Source organism: Streptomyces sp. f51 (assembly GCF_037940415.1).
Lineage (GTDB): Bacteria > Actinomycetota > Actinomycetes > Streptomycetales > Streptomycetaceae > Streptomyces.
Genome location: NZ_CP149798.1, coordinates 859350 through 879757, shown reverse-complemented (window position 1 = coordinate 879757; position 20408 = coordinate 859350). Strand labels below are relative to the sequence as shown.

Genomic DNA, 20408 nt, shown 5'->3' with positions numbered 1-20408 from the left:
CATGTCGTCGCCTGTCATCATGTGCCCGTGCACACGTCTCAGGGCAGTCAGGGCAGTCAGGTCAACCGCGGAAGAGGTGTCGGTCTCGGCCTGGCGCTCGTGTCGGCGGTCGCCTTCGGCGGATCCGGTGTCGCGGCCAAGCCGCTGATCGAGGCGGGGCTCGACCCGCTCCACGTGGTGTGGCTGAGGGTTGCCGGCGCCGCCCTCGTCATGCTGCCGCTCGCCGTGCGGCACCGCGCACTGGTCGGACGCCGCCCCGCGCTGCTCGCCGGTTTCGGGCTCCTCGGCGTGGCCGGCGTCCAGGCCTGCTACTTCGCCGCGATCTCCCGTGTCCCCGTCGGCGTCGCCCTGCTCGTCGAGTACCTCGCCCCCGCGCTGGTCCTGGGCTGGGTGCGCTTCGTGCAGCGCCGGCCCGTCACCCGCGCCGCGGCTCTCGGAGTCGTCCTCGCGGTCGGCGGGCTCGCCTGCGTGGTGGAGATCTGGTCGGGCCTCGGCTTCGACGTCGTCGGATTGCTCCTCGCGCTGGGCGCCGCCTGCTGCCAGGTCGGCTACTTCGTCCTGTCCGACCAGGGCAGCGACGCCGGCGACGAGGCACCCGACCCGCTGGGCGTGATCGCGTACGGCCTGCTCGTCGGCACCCTCGTCCTGACCGTGGTCGCACGCCCGTGGAGCATGCACTGGTCCGTTCTCGGGGGGAACGCCGACATGAACGGGACGTCCGTGCCCGCCGCGCTGCTCCTCGGCTGGATCATCCTCGTGGCCACCGTCGTCGCCTACGTCACCGGAGTCCTCTCCGTGCGCAGGCTCTCCCCGCAGGTGGCCGGCGTGGTGGCGTGTCTCGAAGCGGTGATCGCGACGGTCCTGGCCTGGGTGCTGCTGGGCGAACACCTCTCGGCGCCCCAGATCGCGGGCGGAGCCGTGGTGCTGCTCGGGGCGTTCATCGCGCAGTCGTCGGCCCCCGCGAAACCCTCGCAGGAGCCGGTGGCGAGCGGGACGAACGACGCCGAAAGGGAGTTGTCGGCCCGCGGAACGGCCGTCTAAGGTGCTGATCATGCCTGCGACGCTCGTTCTTCCGCCTCCGGCCGCCTGAGGCGGGCGTACCGGAACACCGCCCGGCCCCGTGCCGGGCGGAACGGCGCTGCCCGCAGAGGAGTCCGAGGACCTTTCCGCACGCCCCCGCCCCCGTGGCAGGGGCCGCGACGTGGTCCCTTCCCGAACTTCTGCGGATCTGCGGAGAGAACACGTGTCGAACACCGCTGCCGGCCTGCCCGTCGGGCGAGGCCTGCTCTATCTGATCGTCGCCGGTGCCGCCTGGGGCACCGCGGGGGCCGCCGCGTCCCTCGTCTACCGGACCAGTGATCTCGGTCCTGTCGCCCTGTCCTTCTGGCGCTGCGCGGGCGGACTCGCCCTGCTGCTCGCCGTGCGCCCCCGCCGTCGTCCGCGGCTTCGCCCCGACGGGCCGGCCGAGCGCGCCTTCGTGCCGGAGCCCCTCGGCTCCAAGGCGCTGCGGATCGGTCTGACAGGACTGGGTCTCGCGCTCTTCCAGACCGCCTACTTCGCCGCCGTCGAGGCGACCGGCCTCGCCGTGGCGACGGTCGTCACCCTGGGCGCGGGGCCCGTCCTCATCGCCATCGGCGCCCGCCTGACGATGGGGGAGCGGCTCGGCCGGGGCGGGAGCGCCGCCGTCGCCGGGGCGCTGGCCGGGCTCGGGGTGCTGGTCCTCGGCGGCGGCGGGGCCACCGTGCGCCCCTGGGGTGTGGTGCTCGCGGTGCTGTCCGCGGCCGGATACTCCGCGATGACGCTGCTGACCCGGTGGTGGGGGCGCGGCGGCCGCACGGACGGGGCGAGTACGACGGTGTGGACGTTCGCCGTCACCACGCTCTGTCTGCTGCCGCTCGCGCTCACCGAGGGGCTGATCCCGCACACCGCGCGGCCCGCGCATCTGCTGGCCCTGCTGGCCTACATCGCCGCCGTCCCCACGGCGCTGGCCTACGCGCTCTTCTTCGCGGGCGCCGCCGTCGTCCGCTCCGCGTCCGTGTCCGTGATCATGCTCCTGGAACCGGTCTGCGCGGCGGTGCTCGCCGTCGCGCTGCTCGGTGAACGGCTCACCGCGGCGACCCTCGCGGGCACCTTGCTGATGCTCGGCTCGGTCGCGGGGCTCGCGGTGGCCGAGACGCGCGCCGCGGGCGCCGAACGCCTCGCGACGGCCGAGGAGCCGCTCCTCGTGTGACGCGCCCGGCGAGGCGCCGCACCCGCGAGGCCCGGAGAGGCGCCGCACCCGCGAGGCCCGGTGGGGCGCCTCTCCTGTGATGCCGGGGGCGCCCGACCCCATGCCCGGCGGGGCGCCTGACTTACGGCACCGGGTGAGCGGGGCCGTCGTGCCGCCGGGCGCGGCGACCGGTTCCGCTCACAGGGCCTTCAGGTAGTCGGGCAGTTCGATGCCCGGTGCCAGGTCGTCCGCGGGGACGGGCGTTCCGTGTCCCCTGACGAGCGGGACCACTCCGGTCCAGTGGGGCAGGGAGAGGTCCTCGGGCTCGTCGCTGGGGCCGCCGCCGCGCAGCTTGGCGGAGACCTCGTCGAGGTCCAGGCTGATCACGGCCGTGGCGGCGAGCTCCTTGGCGTTGGCGGGGCGGGAGTCCGCCGAGCGGCCGGGGACGACGTGGTCGACCAGTGCGTCCAGGGCGAGGCGCCTCTCCTCGGGGTCCGTCACCTGGTGGGCGACGCCGTGCACGACCACGGAGCGGTAGTTGATCGAGTGGTGGAAGGCGGAGCGGGCCAGCACCAGTCCGTCGACATGGGTGACCGTCAGACAGACGGCGAGCCCCGGGTCGGCCTGGCCGGACATCCGCAGCGGACGCGAGCCCGTCGATCCGTGCACGTAGAGCCGCTCGCCGACCCGTGCGTAGAGCGTCGGCAGGACGACGGGCGCGCCGTCGCGGACGAAGCCGAGGTGGCAGACGTACCCCTCGTCGAGTATCGCGTGCACCAGCTCGCGGTCGTAGGCGGCGCGTTCCTTGGAGCGGGTGGGGACAGTGCGGTCGGTCGGGGTGTAGGCGGCGGACCCCGTCGTCCTGTGCTGGGTGCTCGTCTCCGACATTGCCATCTCCATTGCACTAGTGCATAATCTCGTTTGTGCTAGGAGAGTATCGGATCGAAGGACGTCGCGCAGCCGACATCGCGGCCGATGTCGAGCGGGCGGTCGGGGCCGGGGAGCTGGAGCCGGGGCAACTTCTGCCGCCCATGCGGGAGTTGGCGGAACGGCTCGAGGTCAACCCGAACACGGTCGCGGCCGCCTACCGCACCCTGCGCGAGCGCGGGGTCATCGAGACCGCGGGCCGTCGGGGCAGCCGGGTGCGCCCGAAACCGGCCACCACGGGACGCGAGCATCTGCGCGTCGAGGCGCCCGAGGGCGTGCGGGACCTGGGCGAGGGCAATCCCGATCCCGCCCTGCTGCCCGCGCTCGCCGAGGCCTTCGCGGCGGCGACCCGCCAGTCGGACCGGCACCCCGTGCAGTACGGGCAGGACGCCGTCGAGCCCGAACTGGGGCGCCTGGCGCGTGCCGCGCTCGACGCGGACGGGGTGCCCGAGGGGGCCGTCGTCGTCACCTCGGGATCGCTGGACGCGATCGAGCGCGTTCTGATGGCCCACCTCAGGCCCGGCGACACGGTGGCCGTCGAGGACCCCGGCTGGGGCAGCCTGTTCGACCTCCTCCCGGCGCTGGGGCTGCGTACGGCCGGGGTCGGTGTCGACGACGAGGGTCCGCTTCCCGACGACGTCCGGCGAGCGCTGGAGTCCGGGGCGCGGGCCCTGATCGTCACCGACCGCGCGCAGAACCCCACCGGTGCCGCGGTCACCGCCGCCCGCGCGCGTGCCCTGCGCTCGGTGCTCGGCGCGTACCCGCGGACCCTGCTCATCGAGGACGACCACGGCCATCAGATCGTCGATCTGCCCCTGCATCCGCTGGCCGGCGTCACGCGCAGCTGGGCGTTCGTGCGCTCCGTCGCCAAGGCGTACGGTCCCGATCTCCGGCTCGCCGTGCTCACCGGGGACCCCGTCACCACCGACCGGGTGCACGGGCGGCAGCGGGTCGGCCCCGGCTGGGTGAGCCGGCTGCTCCAGAAGGCCGTGGTCCACCTGTGGACCTCGGGCACGGTGGACGTGGAGGCGGTGGCGGCCGCGTACGGCGCCCGTCGCGACCTGCTGATCGACGCGCTGAGGGCGCGCGGTGTCGAAGCGCGTGGACGCAGCGGGATGAACGTCTGGATCCCCGTGCCGGACGAGACCGGGGCCGTCTCCCGGCTGCTGCACCACGGCTGGGCGGTCGCGCCCGGCGCCCGGTTCAGGATGAGCTCGCCCCCGGGCATCCGGATCACCGTCTCGACGCTCAGGACCGAGGACACCGCACCGCTGGCGGACGCCGTCGCCTCCGCCGTGGGCCCGGCCCCGGCCCGCCGCTACGTCTGAGCCACGGGGCCGCCCCGGCACGGCCGTTGCCGTCCGGGCCGTGGGGCGGCCCGGACGCCGGGGGCGGGGGCGCGGGCTTCAGCGGCGCGGCTTCGCCTGGGTGAGGGCCGCGCCCGCCAGGACGATCACCGCGCCGACCGGCGTCGACCAGGCCAGCGACTCGCCGAGGATCGCGACACCGGCGGCGGTGGCGATGACCGGGATGAAGTACGTGACCATCTGCGCGGTCGTGGGGCCGACCTCGGCGACGATGCCGTACTGGACGAGCATCGCCAGGCCCGTGCCGAGCGCGCCCAGCGCCGCGATGGCGAGCAGCGGCACCCAGGCGACATGGCTGGGGAGCGTCGTGAACAGCGGGGTCACGAAGGCCAGCTGGACGGTGGCCACGAGCAGCTGGGCGCCGGTCATCGACAGGTGGGAGTGGCCCGTGCCCGCCAGGGTCCTGCGCACGTATATCCAGCCGATCGGATAGCTCAGCGAGGCCAGCAGGGCCATCGCCGTGCCCTTGGCGTCCAGACCGTGGAAGCCCTGCCAGACGCCGAGAACCGTCAGGACGCCCAGGAAGCCGATGCCGAGACCGGCCACCCTGCGTCTGGTCGGCCGGTCCTCGGAGAGGGCGACCAGGGACAGGGCCATGCCCCACAGCGGTGAGGTGGCGTTGCAGATGCCCGCGAGCGTGGAGGGGATGGTCAGCTCGGAGTACGCGAACAGGGAGAACGGCAGCGCGTTCAGCAGGAAGGCCGCGACCGCGAGGTGCCCCCACGTGCGCGCCCCGCGCGGGAGCCGCTCCCGCTTCACCGCCATCGCCGCCACGAGCACCGCGCTGCCGAACAGCAGCCGGCCGAAGGTGACCTGGAACGGCGCGTAGCCCTCCGTGCCGACCTTGATGAACAGGAAGCTGAATCCCCAGATCAGCGACAGGACGCCGAAGCGGACGCGCCAGTCGAGGGCGGTGCGATGGCGGGGTTCGACGTCGTGCGGCGCGACGGTGCGGGAGGAGGCGACGGTGCTCATGGGCACAAGGATGAGGCAGGACGATCTCGTAGCACAAGCGAGAATATCCGAGCGATATCTCGTAGCATTGCTTACATGTTGAATCTGGAGCGCCTGCGCACGCTCGACGCCCTCGCCCGGCACGGCTCGGTGAGCGGCGCGGCCGAGGGACTGCACGTGACCACCTCCGCCGTCTCCCAGCAGATGTCGAAGCTGGAGCGCGAGGTGGGACAGCAGCTGCTCGCCAAGAACGGCAGGGGAGTGCGCCTGACCGACGCGGGGCGGCTGCTCGCCGAGCACGCGGCCCGCATCCTGTCCCAGGTCGAACTCGCGCAGTCCGACCTGGAGGCGCGCCGCGGTCAGGTCGCGGGCGAGCTGAGACTGTCCGCGTTCCCGACCGCGGCGCGTGGACTGTTCCCCGCGGCACTCGCGGAACTGCGCGCCGAACACCCCGGGCTGCGGGTGCGCTCCAGCGAACTGGAGCCGGAGGCGGGGGTCGCGGGAGTGGTGCGCGGGGACCTGGACCTCGCCGTCGTGCTCGACTGGTACAACAAGCCGATGCCGCTGCCCGACGGACTGGTGAAGGCGTCGATCCTCGACGACCCGGCCGATGTGGCGATGCCGGCCGGGCATCGGCTCGCGGGCCGGGACGAGGTGGACCTCGGGGACTTCACCGACGACGAGTGGATCACCTGGGGCGAGGGCGAGTTCTGCCACGAATGGCTGATGTTCACGCTGCGCTCGCAGGGCGTCGAACCGCGCGTCGGGCACCGTGCCGGGGAGACCCACACCCAGCTCGGACTCGTCGCCGCGGGGCTCGGCGTGTGCGTGGCTCCGCTCCTGGGACGCCACCCGATGCCCGAGGGCGTCGTCACGGTCCCGGTCCGGCAGCGAGTGCGCCGCCATGTCTACGTCGTGTGGCGGGCCGACGCCGACCGCCGGCCCTCGATCAGGGCGGCGGTGGACGCCTTGCGCAGAGCCGGCGCGGCCGTGGAGTAGCGGCGTATGAGCGGGAGCCGGGCTACAGCGGGGGGAGCTTGCGGAAGTCCCACGAGGCGATCGCGTCCGGGGTCAGCCGCATCCACGCGTGCCGGCCGTCGTGCGGCATCTCCTCCAGGCCGAAGTTCTTGCGGGCGAACAGGATCTCCGGCACGTCGAGTTCGGCGCACAGTTCCCCGGTGCGCGGGAACTCGCCGACGAACTCCACCGTGCCGGACAGCTCGACGCCCCGCAGCTCCCCGTACTCCTCGCCGGAGTCGATCACCACGGCGACCCGCGGGTCGTTCCGCAGCTGTACCCAGCGCTTGCTGCGCACCACCGAGTACAGCCACAACGAGGTGCCGTCCCAGGCGAACCAGAGGGCACTGACATGCGGGACGCCGTCCTTGGAGACGGAGGCGACGCGGCAGGTGCGCTGGGTGGTGAGGAACTCGTCCAGTTCCCCGGGCGTCATCATGATCTTCCGGCCCCTGCGCTGGGTGACGGTCATACGGTCCCCTCTTGAATCCGTGGATCGGCCACGGCCTGCCGATCTCCACTCGTGTACCGACTCTGTCCGTCGGGGCCTGCCCCTAAAGCTGTCTGACGTTCCGTCAGAAAATAATGCGGCGTCTTCCGCCCGCACGCAATGCTCGTTACGCTCCGCCCTCCCGAACGCGACCCGACCGGCGACCCGACCCGCGACGTCAAGGAGAGCCATGCCGTCGTTCGAGCAACTCAGCGAACTCCTCGACCCCGTCGGCACGGTACTGCTCACCGTGGAGTGCCAACAGGGCGTCGTGGGCCCGGACAGCGCGCTGCCCGAACTCGCCCGGGAGGCACGGTCGTCCGGGGTGCTCGACCGGATCGCCCAACTGGTCGGCGCCGCGCACGAGAGCGGGGTGCAGGTGATCCACGCGGTCGCCGAACGCCGCCCGGACGGCCGCGGCGCCAACCGCAACGCCCGGCTGTTCCGCGCGGCCGAGCGACTGCCCGTGCGCCAGCTGACCGGCACGGCCGCCGTACGGATCGCGCCGCCCGTCGAGGTCGCCGAGGAGGACCTCGTCGTACGCCGGCTGCACGGTCTGTCGCCCATCTCGGGCACCGACGTGGACCCGCTGCTGCGGAACCTGGGCTGCCGCACCCTCGTGGTGACGGGGGTCTCGGCCAACATCGCGATTCCCAACGCCGTGTTCGACGCCGTGAACCGCGGCTACACCGTCGTCGTACCGGCGGACGCCGTCGCGGGAGTGCCCTCCGAGTACACCCCCGCGATGGTCCGCAACACGCTCGCGCTGGTCGCCACCGTCACGACCACCGGCGACATCCTGGCCTGCTTCAAGGCGCGGCGGCCCTGACGACGGTTCCTCAGGCGAGCTTGATGGAGGTCCCGTCGACCTTGATGTCGGCCGCCGCCAGCCCGGTCGTGGCGGGCCCCTTCTTCACGCTGCCGTCGGTGGCGGAGAACTGGCTGCCGTGACAGGGGCAGGTGATGACACCGTTCGCGATGCCCTTGACCGCACAGCCCTGGTGGGTGCACTTGGACGAGAAGGCCTTGAAGGTGCCCGCCGTCGGCTGGGTCACCACGACGCCCTGGTCGGCGAAGACCTTGCCGCCGCCCTCCGGGATGTCGCTGGTCTTGGCGAGCTCCGTGCCGGCTGCGTTCCCGCCCGCCCCGTTGCCGGAGCCCACGGAACCGGAGGCCTTGTCGTCCGCCCCGCACGCGGTCAGCGCGACGGCGATCCCCGCCGCGCCGACCGCCGCCACCACGGTGCGCCGGGCAGGGGCCTGTGCGGAGTGAAGCGATTCGCTGGTCATGCTGGCTTTCCCTTCAGCGGACATGATCTGGATCTGCTCAGAGGTACGGTCCGCCACGACGGGCCGTTCAGGCAATGGCGACTTCTTGACCTGATCCACAGCGTGCCGACAGCCGCGTGTGCGCGGTCACGGTCCGCCCCGGCCCCGGACGACGGCGACTGCTCAGGACGGCGTCACCGGGTCGCGCCCGCCGGCCGGGACCACCCCAGTAACCTGGGGCGATGCTCAAGGAAGTGAACGCCTCCCGCTACATCACGCCGTTGCGCGAGGGCGGCTCGCTGCCGGGACTCGTCGAGGCCGACGACCTCGGGACGTACGTCATGAAGTTCACCGGCGCCGGGCAGGGGCGCAAGACGCTCGTCGCGGAGGTCGTCTGCGGTGAACTCGCCCGCCGCCTCGGCCTGCGGGTGCCCGGCCTGGTGACGATCGGCCTCGACCCGGTCCTCGGGCTCGGCGAACCCGACCAGGAGGTCCAGGAGCTGCTGAAGTCGAGCGGCGGCCCGAACCTCGGGATGGACTTCCTCCCCCGCGCCATCGGCTTCGACCCGCTCGCCTTCGAGGTGAGCGCCGAGGAAGCCGGCCGCATCGTCTGGTTCGACGCCCTGGTCAACAACGTCGACCGCTCCTGGCGCAACCCCAACCTCCTCATGTGGCACGGCGATCTGTGGCTCATCGACCACGGCGCCACGATGATCTGGCACCACCACTGGCCGGGCGCCGAGAAGTCCGCCGCCAAGCCGTACGACGTCTCCGACCACGCGCTCGCCCCCTTCGGCCCCGACATCGCCTCGGCCGCCGCCGAACTGGCCCCGCGGGTCACCGAAGAACTGCTGGCCGAGGTCACGGCCCAGATCCCGGAGGCATGGCTGGCCGGCGAACCGGGCTTCGCGACGGTCGACGAACTGCGCCGCGCCTACGCGCGGCCGCTGCTGGCACGCGCCGCCGTCATCCACGAGCGGATCACGGGCATCGAGGGGGACAGGTGAACGGGCGGGACGTCTTCGAGTACGCGCTGCTGCGGGTCGTGCCGCGGGTGGAACGCGGCGAGTGCTTCAACGCGGGGGTACTGGTGTACTGCCGGGCCCACTCCTTCGTCGCGGCCCGCACCCATCTGGACGAGAGCAAGCTCCTCGCGCTCGACCCGGACGCCGACATCGCGGGCGTACGGGCCGCTCTGCGCGCCGTCGAGGGTGTCTGCGCCGGAGGGAAGGCCGCTGGTCAGGCGGCTCACGACGACGCCGGGCGGCGCTTTCGCTGGCTCATCGCGCCGCGCTCCACGGTGGTCCAGCCGGGCCCCGTGCACACCGGCCTGACCGCCGATCCCGAGGCCGAGACCGAGAGGCTGCTCCAGCTCCTGGTCAGGTAATGGATCACATGGGCGCGGTGCGCCGTTGACACCGGGTGCCAGGGCTTCTAGCGTCACGTCTACTGAAGGTACTAAGCGGTCGCTCACTGGACGGGCGTACCGTGTGAGCCGCGAGTCCTCCGGGACCCGGAGGACTCCGCAAGGTTGTCGAGACAGCTTGGCCGGGCTTGGGCCGGCTTTTCCAAGGGCGAGGAGAACCAGCAATGTCCACCACTGAGCAGCGCGTCGCCGTAGTGACCGGTGCCGCGCGCGGCATCGGCGCCGCGACCGCCGTACGACTGGCCGCGGAGGGCCGCGCCGTCGCGGTGATCGACCTCGACGAGGCCGCGTGCAAGGACACCGTCGAGAAGATCACCGCCGCCGGCGGGAAGGCTCTCGCGGTCGGCTGCGACGTCTCCGACGAGGCCCAGGTGGAGGCCGCCGTCGCGCGGATCGCCGAGGAGCTCGGCGCGCCGACCATCCTCGTCAACAACGCGGGTGTCCTGCGCGACAACCTGCTGTTCAAGATGAGCGCGTCCGACTGGGACACCGTCATGAACGTGCACCTGCGCGGCGCCTTCCTGATGGCCAAGGCCGTCCAGAAGTACATGGTGGAGGCCAAGTTCGGCCGCATCGTCAACCTGTCCTCCTCGTCCGCCCTCGGCAACCGCGGCCAGGCCAACTACTCCACCGCCAAGGCCGGTCTCCAGGGCCTGACCAAGACGCTGGCCATCGAGCTCGGCAAGTTCGGCGTGACCGCGAACGCCGTGGCGCCCGGCTTCATCGTCACCGACATGACCGCCGCCACCGCCGCCCGCGTCGGCATGGACTTCGACGACTTCCAGGCCGCGGCCGCCACCCAGATCCCCGTGCAGCGCGTCGGCAACCCGGACGACATCGCCAACTCCATCGCCTTCTTCACCGGCGACGCGGCCGGATTCGTCTCCGGCCAGGTGCTGTACGTGGCCGGCGGACCGCTCAACTAGACACGGGGGACACGCACATGACCACCCTCCCCGAACTCTCGGGCAAGGTAGCGCTCATCACGGGCGCGAGCCGCGGCATCGGCTACGGCGTCGCGGAGGCCCTGATCGCCCGCGGCGACCGGGTCTGCATCACGGGCCGCAACGAGGACGCCCTCAAGGAGGCCGTCGAGACCCTCGGCGCCGACCGCGTCATCGCGGTGGCCGGCAAGGCCCACGACGAGGCCCACCAGGCCGTCGCCGTGGAGCGCACCATGGAGGCCTTCGGCCGCGTCGACTTCCTGGTCAACAACGCCGGTACGAACCCGGTGTTCGGGCCGATCGCCGAGCTGGACCTGAACGTGGCGCGCAAGGTCTTCGAGACCAACGTCGTCTCCGCGCTCGGCTTCGCCCAGCAGACCTGGAAGGCCTGGCAGTGCGAGAACGGCGGCGCGATCGTCAACATCGCCTCGGTGGCCGGCCTCGCGCCCTCGCCGTTCATCGGCGCGTACGGCATCAGCAAGGCCGCGATGATCAACCTGACCGTGCAGCTGGCGCACGAGTTCGCGCCCAAGGTCCGGGTCAACGCCATCGCGCCCGCCGTGGTGAAGACCAAGTTTGCTGCCGCACTCTACGAAGGCCGTGAGGCGGAGGCCGCCGCGGCCTACCCGCTCGGCCGGCTCGGTGTGCCCTCCGACATCGGCGGGGCGGCCGCGTTCCTCACCTCGCAGCAGTCGGACTGGGTCACCGGCCAGACGCTCGTGGTCGACGGCGGGATGTTCCTCAACGCCGGAGTCGAATAACCCGAAGACCGGCCGGACGTTCCCCGCACGCGGAGAACGTCCGGCCGTTTTTTGTTGAAAGTTGACAAACGCTCAGCGCGCCTCCAGCGGCGCGGAGTTGAGCGCTACGAGTGCCGACACGTTCACAGCATTCCGACACCGCGGTCACATACATGCTGATCAAGTGCCCTGCCGGGGAAACACCGTTCCCCTGGCAGGGCGCTGCGATATGGTCTGCCGACCCTTGGGACGGCGGATCGAGGAGCGTGTGCGTGTTCAACCGGAACCGATACCTGCGACAGCTGGCGGCGGTCACGTCCATAACCCTGGTGGCCGCGTGCGGCACGCTCACCAAGGGGTCGCCGGCCGAGGAGGGGCCGATCGTGGTGGGCACCACGAGCGCCCCCAGCACCCTGGACCCGGCAGGTTCCTGGGACGGATCGTGGGAGCTGTTCCGCAACATCTACCAGACCCTGCTGAGCTATCCGACGGGCTCCGTCGCCCCGCGTCCCGACGCCGCCCGGAAGTGCGGATTCACGGATGAAACCAACAGCGTCTACCGCTGCGAACTACGTCCTGACCTGACGTTCTCCGACGGCCACCCGCTCGACGCGTCGGCGGTCAAGTACTCCATCGACCGCATCAGGAAGATCGGTGTACGCGGCGGCCCCGTCGGTCTGCTCGGCAGCCTCGACCGGGTCCAGGCGGTGGGAACGCGTGATGTCGTCTTCCACCTCAACAAGGCGGACGCCACGTTTCCGCTGGTCCTGGCGACGCCCGCGATGTCGATCGTCGACCCCGCCCACTACCCCGCCGACGCCCTGCGCGAGGACGACAAGGCCTTCGGCTCCGGGCCCTACAGACTCGGCTCCTACACGCAGGACAAGAAGGCCGAACTCGTCAAAAACAACCGCTACGAAGGCTTCGCCGAGCGCAGGAACGACGCGGTGACGATCCGCTACTTCCAGGACTCGGCCCAACTGGTCGGCGCCCTGCGGGACAAGAAGATCGACGTCACCTACCGCGGCCTCGCCGCATCGGACGTCGTCGCCCTCCAGGCCCAGGGCGCCCGCAAGAACATCCAGCTCATCGACGGCACGGGCACCGAGATCAGCTATCTGGTCTTCAACCCCAGGGACCCGTGGGCCGGGAAGATCGCCGTCCGGCACGCGATCGCCCAGATCGTCGACAGGACCGCCATCGCGCACCGGGTGTACCGCGACACCGTCGACCCGCTGTACTCGATGGTCCCCGCGGGCCTCGCCGGGCACACCACCGGCTACTTCGACACCTACGGCAGCCCGAGCCCGGCCAGGGCGCGCAAGATCCTGCACGACGCGGGCATCGACCGGCGCGTCCCGCTCACCCTCTGGTACACGACCGACCGCTACGGGTCCGAGACCGGTCCGGAGTTCAGCGAGCTCAAGCGTCAGCTCGACGGCTCGGGACTGTTCAGCGTCACGCTCAGGAGCCGCCCCTGGAAGACGTACGAAGCGGGCTACCGCAGCGGCGAGTACCCGGTGTTCGGACGCGGCTGGTTCCCCGACTTCCCCGACGCCGAGAACTTCATCGCGCCCTTCGTGGGGGAGCGGAACGCCCTCGGAACGCCCTATCCCTCCCCCCGGATCACCGACGACCTGCTGCCGCGGTCACGCGGCGTACGCGATCGCGGTGCGGTGGCCAGGCAGTTCGAGGAGGCCCAGCAGATCCTCGTCGAGGACGCCCGGCTGCTGCCCCTGTGGCAGGGCAGGCAGTACGTGGCCGCGAACGAGGAGATCTCCGGCGCCGAGCGGACCCTGGACCCGTCGACGATCATGATGATGTGGGAACTGGAGCGCAAGACCAGCTGGTAGCGAGCCCGCCGGGCCGGGGACGCAGGGGGACACCGTACCCGTCGTCCGGCCCCGACGCGGGCCCGGAACCGATTGTCAGTGGGCGACGGTAGGTTCTGTGGTCTGGAAGTCATCGCACATCGAAGGAAGTTGACGTGACCGATATCGCCATGCTGCCCGAGTCCTGGCGCGGCGTCCTGGGTGACGAACTGGAGCAGCCCTACTTCAAGGAACTCACCGAGTTCGTCGAGGAGGAGCGCTCGCGGGGTCCCGTCTACCCTCCGCGGGAGGAGGTCTTCGCCGCGCTGGACGCCACTCCGTACGAGCGGGTGAAGGTGCTGATCCTCGGCCAGGACCCGTACCACGGCGAAGGCCAGGGGCACGGCCTGTGCTTCTCGGTCCGTCCCGGGGTCAAGACCCCTCCGTCGCTGCGGAACATCTACAAGGAGATGAAGGAGGAGCTGGGCACCCCGATCCCGGACAACGGCTATCTCATGCCGTGGGCCGAACAGGGCGTGCTGCTGCTCAACGCGGTGCTGACCGTCCGCTCGGGCGAGGCGAACTCGCACAAGGGCAAGGGCTGGGAGAAGTTCACCGACGCGGTCATCCGCGCCGTGGCCGAGCGCCCCGACCCGGCCGTCTTCGTCCTGTGGGGCAACTACGCGCAGAAGAAGCTCCCGCTGATCGACGAGGAGCGGCACGTGGTGGTGAAGGGGGCGCACCCCTCACCGCTGTCCGCCAAGAAGTTCTTCGGCTCGCACCCGTTCACGCAGATCAATGAGGCCGTGGCCGCCCAGGGCCATGAGCCGATCGACTGGCGCATCCCCGACCTCGGCTGACGGCCCGGCCGCTGGGCAGGTCCGTCACCGGCCTGGCCCAGCGGCGTACGGGGGCGCCTGAGCGTGATTGCCACCGGCTGCGGTTAGCGTCGTGAGCGACAGTGACGAGCCTGGAGGACGCGGTGGCGGAGCAACAGGAGCAGGCGGCGCCGGACGCCATGATGACCCGGATCGGACAGGCCGTCATGCTGCACCACGCCGGTGACCGCGAGGAGGCCCGCGGCCGTTTCCTGGACCTGTGGGGCGAGATCGGCGACGGCGGCGACGCCCTGCACCGCTGCACGCTCGCGCACTACATGGCGGACACCCAGGACGACCCCGCCGACGAACTCGCCTGGGACCTGCGGGCCCTGTCGGCGGCCGAGGAACTGACCGGCGGCCGTGTCACCGAGCCCCATCAGTCGCTCGCCGTCCGCGCGTTCTACCCCTCGCTGCATCTGAACCTCGCCGCCGACTACGCGAAGCTCGGCCGCGCCGAGGCCGCCCGCACCCATCTGCGCCGGGCCCGCGGTGCCGCCGGCGTCCTCGCGGACGACCGGTACGGCGACGGTGTCCGCGCGGCGATCGGCCGGCTGGAGCTGAGGCTGCGGGAGGACGTCACCCCGGCGGACGCCGGCGGCTCCGACCGCTTCGACGGACCGGGCGGCGAGACCCTGGGGCCGCCGAGACAGCGGCCCTGAGAACCGCGGCGGCCGTCAGCGCCCGTACGTCCTCGCGCAGAGAACCGCCTCCGGGCTGTCCGCCTTCCAGCCCCCGTACTTTCTGCCGAGCGCGCACAGTTCCGGATGCTTCGGCAAGGCCGGGGCACCGGGCGGTACGGCGGTACGGCGCTTGTGGTGCCGCGGCTCGGGACGCGGGGCGGGGTGGACGTGCCGTGGCGGGGCCGGGGGCGCGACCGCCCGTGGCGGGGGAGTCACCCGGTGCCTGACCGGCGCTTCGAGTGAGGGTTTCCGCGAGGCGCCGACCCGCTCCAGCGCCTCTCGCGGCGGTGCCTGCGCGATCCGGGGTCCCCCCTTGCTGTCGGGATGCGGCACGGTGTGCCCGGAAGGGGCGGCGGGTGAGCCGGAGGCGGGCGGCCGCTGGACGGTCACACAGCCCGAGAGGGCGGTGACCGCCACGGCGACCAGAAGCGTCGCGGTCGTCGTCGTTCGATACACCCGCGCAACTCTGCTGGTTCGGGACCGTATTCAGGGAGCCGGGACGCACAGGATGCCCCGCACGGGTGATCCTTCCGCTCCTCCGGCGGCCACGGACGTCGGCGGGCTGACACCCTGCCCGCGCACAGGCCCCGCGCGGACCGGCCCACCGCCACCCGGGTGCCCGGCCGCCCGCGTACGGCGATCGCGGCGGCCGTATGCTTCCGACGGAACCCGCGTCGGCGACTGAAGGAGACCCCTGTGAAGGTCGGCTGCATCGGACTCGGCGACATCGCGCAGAAGGCGTATCTGCCGGTGCTGGGCGTGCAGCCCGAGGTCGAACTGCATCTTCAGACACGCACCCCCGCCACCCTCGACCGGGTCGCCGACACCCTTCACCTGCCGCCGGACCGGCGTCACACCGACCTGGACGCCCTGCTGGCCCAGGACCTGGACGCGGCCTTCGTGCACGCGCCCACCGTCGCGCACCCGGAGATCGTCACCCGGCTCCTCGAGGCGGGCGTACCGACCTATGTCGACAAGCCGCTCGCCTACGAACTGCGCGAGTCGGAGCGGCTGGTGCGGCTGGCCGAGGAACGCAACGTCAGCCTCGCGGTCGGTTTCAACCGGCGCCACGCACCCGCGTACGCGCAGTGCGTCGAGCACCCCCGCGAGCTGATCCTGATGCAGAAGAACCGCACCGGGCTGCCCGAGGAGCCCCGCACCATGGTTCTCGACGACTTCATCCACGTCGTCGACACCCTGCGCTTCCTGGTGCCAGGTCCTGTCGACGACGTGACGGTGCGGGCCCGCGTCGAGGACGGGCTGCTCCACCATGTCGTGCTCCAGCTCGCCGGGGACGGATTCACCGCACTGGGTGTGATGAACCGGCTCAGCGGTTCGAGCGAGGAGATCCTGGAGGTCTCGGGCCAGGACACCAAGCGGCAGGTGGTCAACCTCGCCGAGGTGATCGACCACAAGGGGCAGCCGACCGTGCGCCGGCGCGGCGACTGGGTGCCGGTGGCCAGACAGCGCGGCATCGAGCAGGCGGTTCTCGCGTTCCTCGACGCCGTGGGCTCGGGGAAGGTGCTCAGCGCCCGGGACGCGCTGGCGACTCACGAGGTGTGCGAGCGGGTGGTCCAAGCGGTCCAGGAGCGGTCCGCCGCAGTCTGAACGCGCGCGAGCCCTCGGTCACGCACAGCGCCGCCAGCACCAGCAGCGCCCCGTGCACGGGCCAGTCGCCGAACCGGACGTACGGAGTGATTCCCCGGGCCACCGGCACCTCGTAGACCACCGCGCTGCTGGTGTCCGTGCCGAGCCACGAGCCGATGCGCCCGCCGTCCGGGCCGTAGACGGCCGAGACACCGGTGAGAGTCGCGTGCACCATGGAACGACCGGTCTCCGCCGCACGCAGCGCGGCGAGCGAGGCGTGCTGCTCGGGGGCCCAGGTGTGCTGGAACGTGGACGTCGAGGACTGGGCCACCAGCACGTCGGCACCGTCCTGGGCGAGGTGGCGGCTCATGTCGGGGAACGCCGTCTCGAAGCAGATCATGGGACCGACGCGCAGGCCGTGCCCGACGTTCATCACCACTTGTTCGCTGCCCCGCCTGCGGTCCTCGCCCGCGGCCTTGCCGACCGAGGTGGCCCAGCCGAGCAGGGAGCGCGCGGGCACGTACTCGCCGAACGGGACCAGCCGCATCTTGTCGTAGCGGTCGCCCGTCGGACCGTGCGGGCCCACCAGGACCGAGCTCTTGTAGATGCCGGGTCGGTCGGAACGCCGGGCGTCGACGTTCACCAGGATGTCCGCTCCGACCTCGTGGGACAGCGTGGCGATGCGGCGGGCCAGATCGGGCCGGTCGGCCAGGTCGAAGCCGACGCTGCTCTCGCCCCAGACGACCAGGTCGGCGCCCTTGCCGACGAGCTGACGGGTCAGGGTCTCCTCACGCGCGAAGCGCTTGTCGCCGCTGATGCTGCCGTCCACGACACCGGGCTGGACGACCGCGATCCGCACCCGGCCGTCGACCTCCGGGCGCGGCGACCACGCCCAGGCAGCCGAGGTGGCGGCCGCCGTCGCGACCAGTCCGGCCACGGCGGGCATACGGGACTCACGCACCGAGATCAGCACGGCGGCGGCGACGTTGACCGCCACCACCAGGAAGCTGAGCAGCCACACCCCGCCGACCGAGGCCAGCCGAAGCGCCGGTTCCACCTGCCACTGGCTCGATCCGAGCAGACCCCAGGGACCGCCCAGGCCCTGCCAGGACCGGACGAGTTCCACCATCAGCCACCCGGACGGCAGGACGAGGAGGGCGGCACCGACCCGGCCCGGTGAGGGCACCCCGGCCAGGAACCGCCGGACGAGCCAGCCCCAGGGGGCCCACAGGGCGCCGAGCAGCGCCGCTATGACCACCAGGAAGACGTGCAGGCTCGGCAGCAGCCAGTGGTGCACGGCCAGCAGGAACCCGAACCCGCCGAGCCAGCCGTCGTACGCGGCACGCCGGCCCGTGGGCGCCGATCGTGCCAGGAGCATCCAGGGCACCAGGGCCACGTACGCGAACCACCACCAGGACGGAGCGGGGAACGCGAGCATGGGCAGGGCGCCCGCCAGCACGGCGACGACCCCACGCCGCCAGGGGGAGACCAGCCATGGGCCGAGTGCGCGGTCGGGCCTGTTCATCCTTCGCCTCCCTGCCCCGTGGTGTCTCCAGTGTGCGCGTCGGCGGCGATCTACGACAGGGGGCGTGGCGGCCGCCGAGGGGCGCGCGGAGGAGACGGTGCACCGGGGGCGTCGGTCCTCGGTGGGGAGGAGAGATCCTTCGGTGGCGGTGGCGGTGGCGGTGGCGGTGGCGGTGGCGGTGGCGGTGGGCGCGGGCCCAGGCCCAGGCGTGTGCGTGGGCGTGGCAGTGTGCGTGGGCCTGGGCGTGGATGTGGGCGCGGGCGGTCGGTTCTCAGGTGGCCGCGGGTGCGGGCCGGGGCTGCGGCATCCGGCGCCATTTCTCCTGGACGACCACCTGGCGCAGCCGCCAGCCGTCCGCGGTGCGCAGCAGGCCGAAGGTGTAGCGGCCGCCGCACACGAGGTCGGGCGCGGTCGCGTCGCCGTCCTGTCCGGCGAACCGCATCGGATTGATGTAGTCCGCCCGTACCTCGGCGGTGTCTCCGGTGTCCTGCTCCAGGACGCCGAACCGCACCCGCCGGTTGACGATCAGATGCTGGCGCATCGAGAACAGGTCCAGGCTCCGCGCGAGCCACTCGGCGACCTGGCCGGCGTCGCCCTCGATGCCGCCGGCCGATCGGTAGTCGGCGCGGCCCTTCGGCGCGAACAGCCCTCGGTAAGCGGCCCAGTCGCCGTCGTCGACGGCCACCGCGTATCCGGTGACGATCTCGTCCACGGAGAACCGGTCCAACACGGTCGCGAGCTCCACACGCTGCGTCATCGGCTCAGTGTTGGCCACTCCGCCTGCCACGCCAAGGGCCTGGGCGGGGATATTCGGTGTCCGGGAGGCTTCGGCCGGGCGTCGGCCGGCGTGCGGTGGCCGCTTGATCGGGGCAGGCGGTCGCCGCGGGCGTTCCGTGGGTGGTGCCGGGATGGGACAGGAGCCGGGGGCGGGGAGCCCGGGCGGGTCTACGCGGCTTCGATGATCTCGCCGCGTATCGCCTCGGCCCACTTCACGATCAACAGTTCGTACTCCGCCCGCTCCTGTGCGGACAGGGAGCCGCCGGTCCGCGTCCACAGGGCGCGGATCTGTTCGTTCAACGCGGCGGCAGACCGCACGGAACCAGGCGGGGTGGCATCGGGGGACATGCGGACCAGCCTAGGCGCAAGGACTGACACTGCGCTACCGGGCGGCTACGCACGTCGTATGTGCTGCGTCACGATGGCGGGGGGCGATGCCGCTCCGTCGGTCGAACTCCACGGTCCGTGGATCGAGTTGAGGCCGTCGGACCGGTTTCCCCGGGACGGGTGAATCGGGCGGGGCGGCGGATGCGCCGGATCCGAGGGGCGGAGGTGGAATCCCCGGCCGGTGTGATCGCCCGGGGTGCTCCATCGGACCTCTGACGGACTTCCTCGCGTCAGCCGATCGGGCCGCCGGGCTCGGGGCGTTCGGCCCAGACCCGGGCCGCGAGCGCCTCCGCCTCGTCCTGAGGGATACCGGCCCGCACGAGGATGACCCCGCGGCTGCCGTCCGGGAACTTCACACTGCGCGCTTCGGTGCCCAACCGGCTCAGCGCGGGATCTTTCGGCATGCTCCACCTCCAGTCGGAGAGGCCACGCTAAATCGTCGCGACCCGGTCCGCAGAAGCGTTCGGCCAGACGGCCCATCGTTCCCGGAACGTCTGACCGGCGGCGCGCTCAGCCCGACGATTCGGCCGCGTGCGGGCTGAGCACGTCGGCGCCCACCAGGCCGAGGAGGACGAATCCGAGGGTGACGCGGTACCAGACGAACGGCATGAAGCTCTTGTGGGAGATGAACTTCATGAACCACGCGATCACGGCGTAGCCGACCGCGAAGGCGATGACCGTCGCGAAGACGGTGGGCCCCCAGGAGACGTGGCCCTCCGCGGCCGCGTCCTTGAGTTCGAAGGCGCCGGAGGCCAGGACGGCCGGCATGGCGAGGAGGAAGGAGTAGCGGGCCGCCGCGGCGCGGGTGTAGCCCATGAACAGACCGCCGCTGATGGTCGCGCCGGACCGGGAGACGCCGGGGACCAGGGCCATCGCCTGGCAGAGCCCGTACAGCAGGCCGTCCTTGGTGTTCAGGTCCTCAAGTACCTTGCGCTGCTTGGCCGCGCGGTGTCTGCCGCCCGTCTCGTCGCGCGCCGCGAGCCGGTCGGCCACGCCTATGACGACGCCCATCACGATCAGCATGGTGGCGGTGACCCGCAGATCGCGGAACGGTCCCTCGATCTGGTCCTTGAGCGTGACGCCGAGCACCCCGATGGGGAGGGAGCCGACGATCACCAGCCATCCCATCTGGGCGTCGTGGTCGCCGCGCATCGCCTTGTCCGTGAGCGAGCGGAACCAAGCCGACAGGATCCTTCCCACGTCCTTGCGGAAGTAGATCAGCACCGCGGCCTCCGTGCCGAGCTGCGTGATCGCGGTGAACGCCGCACCGGGATCGTCCCAGCCCGCGAAGGCCGCGGTCAGGCGCAGATGCGCGCTGGAGGAGACGGGGAGGAACTCGGTCAGCCCTTGGACGAGCCCGAGGACGAGGGATTGAATCCAGGACATGAAGGCACGTGGTCCAAGTGCTGATCGCGGAA

General features: G+C 71.8%; 23 protein-coding genes. 13 read left to right on the top strand and 10 right to left on the bottom strand.

What is annotated here, in order from left to right; genetic code table 11:
• The first annotated feature begins 21 nt into the window (after positions 1 to 21).
• Together WJM95_RS03960 and WJM95_RS03955 are read left to right on the top strand one after the other, a co-directional pair.
• A complete protein-coding gene (locus WJM95_RS03960) occupies positions 22 to 1041 on the top strand; it encodes an EamA family transporter (protein ID WP_339128063.1) in 1020 nt (339 codons plus the stop codon).
• 202 nt (positions 1042 to 1243) lie between these two features.
• On the top strand, positions 1244 to 2230 hold the full coding sequence (locus WJM95_RS03955) for an EamA family transporter (protein ID WP_339128062.1): 987 nt from the start codon (positions 1244 to 1246) through the stop codon (positions 2228 to 2230).
• A 177-nt stretch (positions 2231 to 2407) separates the two neighbouring features.
• Here the strand turns inward: WJM95_RS03955 and WJM95_RS03950 are convergent, their stop codons facing one another.
• The gene (locus WJM95_RS03950; protein ID WP_339135342.1) at positions 2408 to 3103 is read right to left on the bottom strand and encodes a pyridoxamine 5'-phosphate oxidase family protein; all 696 of its coding nucleotides are present in this window, start codon (positions 3101 to 3103) and stop codon (positions 2408 to 2410) included.
• 29 nt (positions 3104 to 3132) lie between these two features.
• On the opposite strand from WJM95_RS03950, the gene WJM95_RS03945 reads away from it, so the two are divergent.
• Positions 3133 to 4464, top strand: a complete 1332-nt coding sequence (locus WJM95_RS03945) for an aminotransferase class I/II-fold pyridoxal phosphate-dependent enzyme (protein WP_339128061.1) — start codon at positions 3133 to 3135, stop codon at positions 4462 to 4464.
• A 78-nt stretch (positions 4465 to 4542) separates the two neighbouring features.
• Here WJM95_RS03945 and WJM95_RS03940 read toward each other — a convergent pair whose 3' ends face one another.
• The gene (locus WJM95_RS03940) at positions 4543 to 5478 is read right to left on the bottom strand and encodes a DMT family transporter (RefSeq protein ID WP_339128060.1); all 936 of its coding nucleotides are present in this window, start codon (positions 5476 to 5478) and stop codon (positions 4543 to 4545) included.
• A 75-nt stretch (positions 5479 to 5553) separates the two neighbouring features.
• Between WJM95_RS03940 and WJM95_RS03935 the strand changes: the two genes are divergently transcribed.
• A complete protein-coding gene (locus tag WJM95_RS03935) occupies positions 5554 to 6456 on the top strand; it encodes a LysR family transcriptional regulator (protein ID WP_339128059.1) in 903 nt (300 codons plus the stop codon).
• Positions 6457 to 6478: 22 nt separating this feature from the next.
• On the opposite strand, the gene WJM95_RS03930 is transcribed toward WJM95_RS03935, so the two are convergent.
• Positions 6479 to 6946: a pyridoxamine 5'-phosphate oxidase family protein gene (locus WJM95_RS03930; protein WP_339128058.1), complete on the bottom strand. Its 468-nt coding sequence runs from the start codon at positions 6944 to 6946 to the stop codon at positions 6479 to 6481.
• Positions 6947 to 7154: 208 nt separating this feature from the next.
• Between WJM95_RS03930 and WJM95_RS03925 the strand changes: the two genes are divergently transcribed.
• Positions 7155 to 7793 carry a cysteine hydrolase gene (locus WJM95_RS03925; RefSeq protein WP_339128057.1) on the top strand — a complete coding sequence of 213 codons (639 nt, stop codon included), beginning with the start codon at positions 7155 to 7157 and terminating at the stop codon, positions 7791 to 7793.
• 10 nt (positions 7794 to 7803) lie between these two features.
• Here the strand turns inward: WJM95_RS03925 and WJM95_RS03920 are convergent, their stop codons facing one another.
• Positions 7804 to 8253, bottom strand: a complete 450-nt coding sequence (locus WJM95_RS03920) for a Rieske (2Fe-2S) protein (protein ID WP_339128056.1) — start codon at positions 8251 to 8253, stop codon at positions 7804 to 7806.
• 221 nt (positions 8254 to 8474) lie between these two features.
• Here WJM95_RS03920 and WJM95_RS03915 point away from each other — a divergent pair, with 221 nt between their 5' ends.
• The 7 genes from WJM95_RS03915 to WJM95_RS03885 all read left to right on the top strand — a co-directional run bounded on the left by WJM95_RS03915 (position 8475) and on the right by WJM95_RS03885 (position 14693).
• Positions 8475 to 9239 (top strand): HipA family kinase, encoded by a 765-nt coding sequence (locus WJM95_RS03915; RefSeq protein ID WP_339128055.1) that lies wholly within the window; start codon positions 8475 to 8477, stop codon positions 9237 to 9239.
• Positions 9236 to 9619 (top strand): DUF3037 domain-containing protein, encoded by a 384-nt coding sequence (locus WJM95_RS03910; RefSeq protein WP_339128054.1) that lies wholly within the window; start codon positions 9236 to 9238, stop codon positions 9617 to 9619. Before WJM95_RS03915 ends, WJM95_RS03910 begins: the two co-directional genes overlap by 4 nt.
• 203 nt (positions 9620 to 9822) lie before the next feature.
• Positions 9823 to 10584, top strand: a complete 762-nt coding sequence (fabG, locus tag WJM95_RS03905) for a 3-oxoacyl-ACP reductase FabG (protein WP_339128053.1) — start codon at positions 9823 to 9825, stop codon at positions 10582 to 10584.
• A gap of 17 nt (positions 10585 to 10601) precedes the next feature.
• Positions 10602 to 11363: an SDR family oxidoreductase gene (locus tag WJM95_RS03900; RefSeq protein ID WP_339128052.1), complete on the top strand. Its 762-nt coding sequence runs from the start codon at positions 10602 to 10604 to the stop codon at positions 11361 to 11363.
• A gap of 251 nt (positions 11364 to 11614) precedes the next feature.
• Entirely contained in the window at positions 11615 to 13195 is a 1581-nt protein-coding gene (locus tag WJM95_RS03895) for an ABC transporter substrate-binding protein (protein WP_339128051.1), read from the top strand.
• 134 nt (positions 13196 to 13329) lie between these two features.
• Positions 13330 to 14013 (top strand): uracil-DNA glycosylase, encoded by a 684-nt coding sequence (locus tag WJM95_RS03890; protein ID WP_339128050.1) that lies wholly within the window; start codon positions 13330 to 13332, stop codon positions 14011 to 14013.
• Between the two features lie 122 nt (positions 14014 to 14135).
• Positions 14136 to 14693: a hypothetical protein gene (locus WJM95_RS03885; protein WP_339128049.1), complete on the top strand. Its 558-nt coding sequence runs from the start codon at positions 14136 to 14138 to the stop codon at positions 14691 to 14693.
• 15 nt (positions 14694 to 14708) lie between these two features.
• On the opposite strand, the gene WJM95_RS03880 is transcribed toward WJM95_RS03885, so the two are convergent.
• Positions 14709 to 15170, bottom strand: a complete 462-nt coding sequence (locus WJM95_RS03880) for a hypothetical protein (RefSeq protein ID WP_339128048.1) — start codon at positions 15168 to 15170, stop codon at positions 14709 to 14711.
• Between the two features lie 240 nt (positions 15171 to 15410).
• Between WJM95_RS03880 and WJM95_RS03875 the strand changes: the two genes are divergently transcribed.
• Positions 15411 to 16322 carry a Gfo/Idh/MocA family oxidoreductase gene (locus tag WJM95_RS03875; RefSeq protein ID WP_339128047.1) on the top strand — a complete coding sequence of 304 codons (912 nt, stop codon included), beginning with the start codon at positions 15411 to 15413 and terminating at the stop codon, positions 16320 to 16322.
• Here WJM95_RS03875 and lnt read toward each other — a convergent pair.
• The 5 genes from lnt to WJM95_RS03850 all read right to left on the bottom strand — a co-directional run bounded on the left by lnt (position 16240) and on the right by WJM95_RS03850 (position 20376).
• Entirely contained in the window at positions 16240 to 17826 is a 1587-nt protein-coding gene (gene lnt / locus WJM95_RS03870) for an apolipoprotein N-acyltransferase (RefSeq protein ID WP_339128046.1), read from the bottom strand. The two genes, WJM95_RS03875 and lnt, sit on opposite strands and share 83 nt — an antisense overlap.
• 271 nt (positions 17827 to 18097) lie before the next feature.
• Positions 18098 to 18583, bottom strand: a complete 486-nt coding sequence (locus WJM95_RS03865; RefSeq protein WP_339128045.1) for a nuclear transport factor 2 family protein — start codon at positions 18581 to 18583, stop codon at positions 18098 to 18100.
• A 188-nt stretch (positions 18584 to 18771) separates the two neighbouring features.
• A complete protein-coding gene (locus WJM95_RS03860) occupies positions 18772 to 18951 on the bottom strand; it encodes a hypothetical protein (RefSeq protein WP_103552016.1) in 180 nt (59 codons plus the stop codon).
• 269 nt (positions 18952 to 19220) lie between these two features.
• Entirely contained in the window at positions 19221 to 19394 is a 174-nt protein-coding gene (locus WJM95_RS03855) for a hypothetical protein (protein ID WP_339128044.1), read from the bottom strand.
• A 106-nt stretch (positions 19395 to 19500) separates the two neighbouring features.
• The gene (locus WJM95_RS03850; protein ID WP_339128043.1) at positions 19501 to 20376 is read right to left on the bottom strand and encodes an undecaprenyl-diphosphate phosphatase; all 876 of its coding nucleotides are present in this window, start codon (positions 20374 to 20376) and stop codon (positions 19501 to 19503) included.
• Positions 20377 to 20408 lie beyond the last annotated feature (32 nt).

Excerpts from the sequence above, each read along its gene's own strand:
- WJM95_RS03950 (WP_339135342.1), bottom strand. The coding sequence starts at position 3,103 with ATGGCAATGTCGGAGACGAGCACCCAGCACAGGACGACGGGGTCCGCC.
- WJM95_RS03940 (WP_339128060.1), bottom strand. The coding sequence starts at position 5,478 with ATGAGCACCGTCGCCTCCTCCCGCACCGTCGCGCCGCACGACGTCGAA.
- WJM95_RS03935 (WP_339128059.1), top strand. The coding sequence starts at position 5,554 with ATGTTGAATCTGGAGCGCCTGCGCACGCTCGACGCCCTCGCCCGGCAC.
- WJM95_RS03930 (WP_339128058.1), bottom strand. The coding sequence starts at position 6,946 with ATGACCGTCACCCAGCGCAGGGGCCGGAAGATCATGATGACGCCCGGG.
- WJM95_RS03925 (WP_339128057.1), top strand. The coding sequence starts at position 7,155 with ATGCCGTCGTTCGAGCAACTCAGCGAACTCCTCGACCCCGTCGGCACG.
- WJM95_RS03920 (WP_339128056.1), bottom strand. The coding sequence starts at position 8,253 with ATGACCAGCGAATCGCTTCACTCCGCACAGGCCCCTGCCCGGCGCACC.
- WJM95_RS03915 (WP_339128055.1), top strand. The coding sequence starts at position 8,475 with ATGCTCAAGGAAGTGAACGCCTCCCGCTACATCACGCCGTTGCGCGAG.
- fabG (WP_339128053.1), top strand. The coding sequence starts at position 9,823 with ATGTCCACCACTGAGCAGCGCGTCGCCGTAGTGACCGGTGCCGCGCGC.
- WJM95_RS03900 (WP_339128052.1), top strand. The coding sequence starts at position 10,602 with ATGACCACCCTCCCCGAACTCTCGGGCAAGGTAGCGCTCATCACGGGC.
- lnt (WP_339128046.1), bottom strand. The coding sequence starts at position 17,826 with ATGAACAGGCCCGACCGCGCACTCGGCCCATGGCTGGTCTCCCCCTGG.
- WJM95_RS03865 (WP_339128045.1), bottom strand. The coding sequence starts at position 18,583 with ATGACGCAGCGTGTGGAGCTCGCGACCGTGTTGGACCGGTTCTCCGTG.
- WJM95_RS03860 (WP_103552016.1), bottom strand. The coding sequence starts at position 18,951 with ATGTCCCCCGATGCCACCCCGCCTGGTTCCGTGCGGTCTGCCGCCGCG.
- WJM95_RS03855 (WP_339128044.1), bottom strand. The coding sequence starts at position 19,394 with ATGCCGAAAGATCCCGCGCTGAGCCGGTTGGGCACCGAAGCGCGCAGT.
- WJM95_RS03850 (WP_339128043.1), bottom strand. The coding sequence starts at position 20,376 with ATGTCCTGGATTCAATCCCTCGTCCTCGGGCTCGTCCAAGGGCTGACC.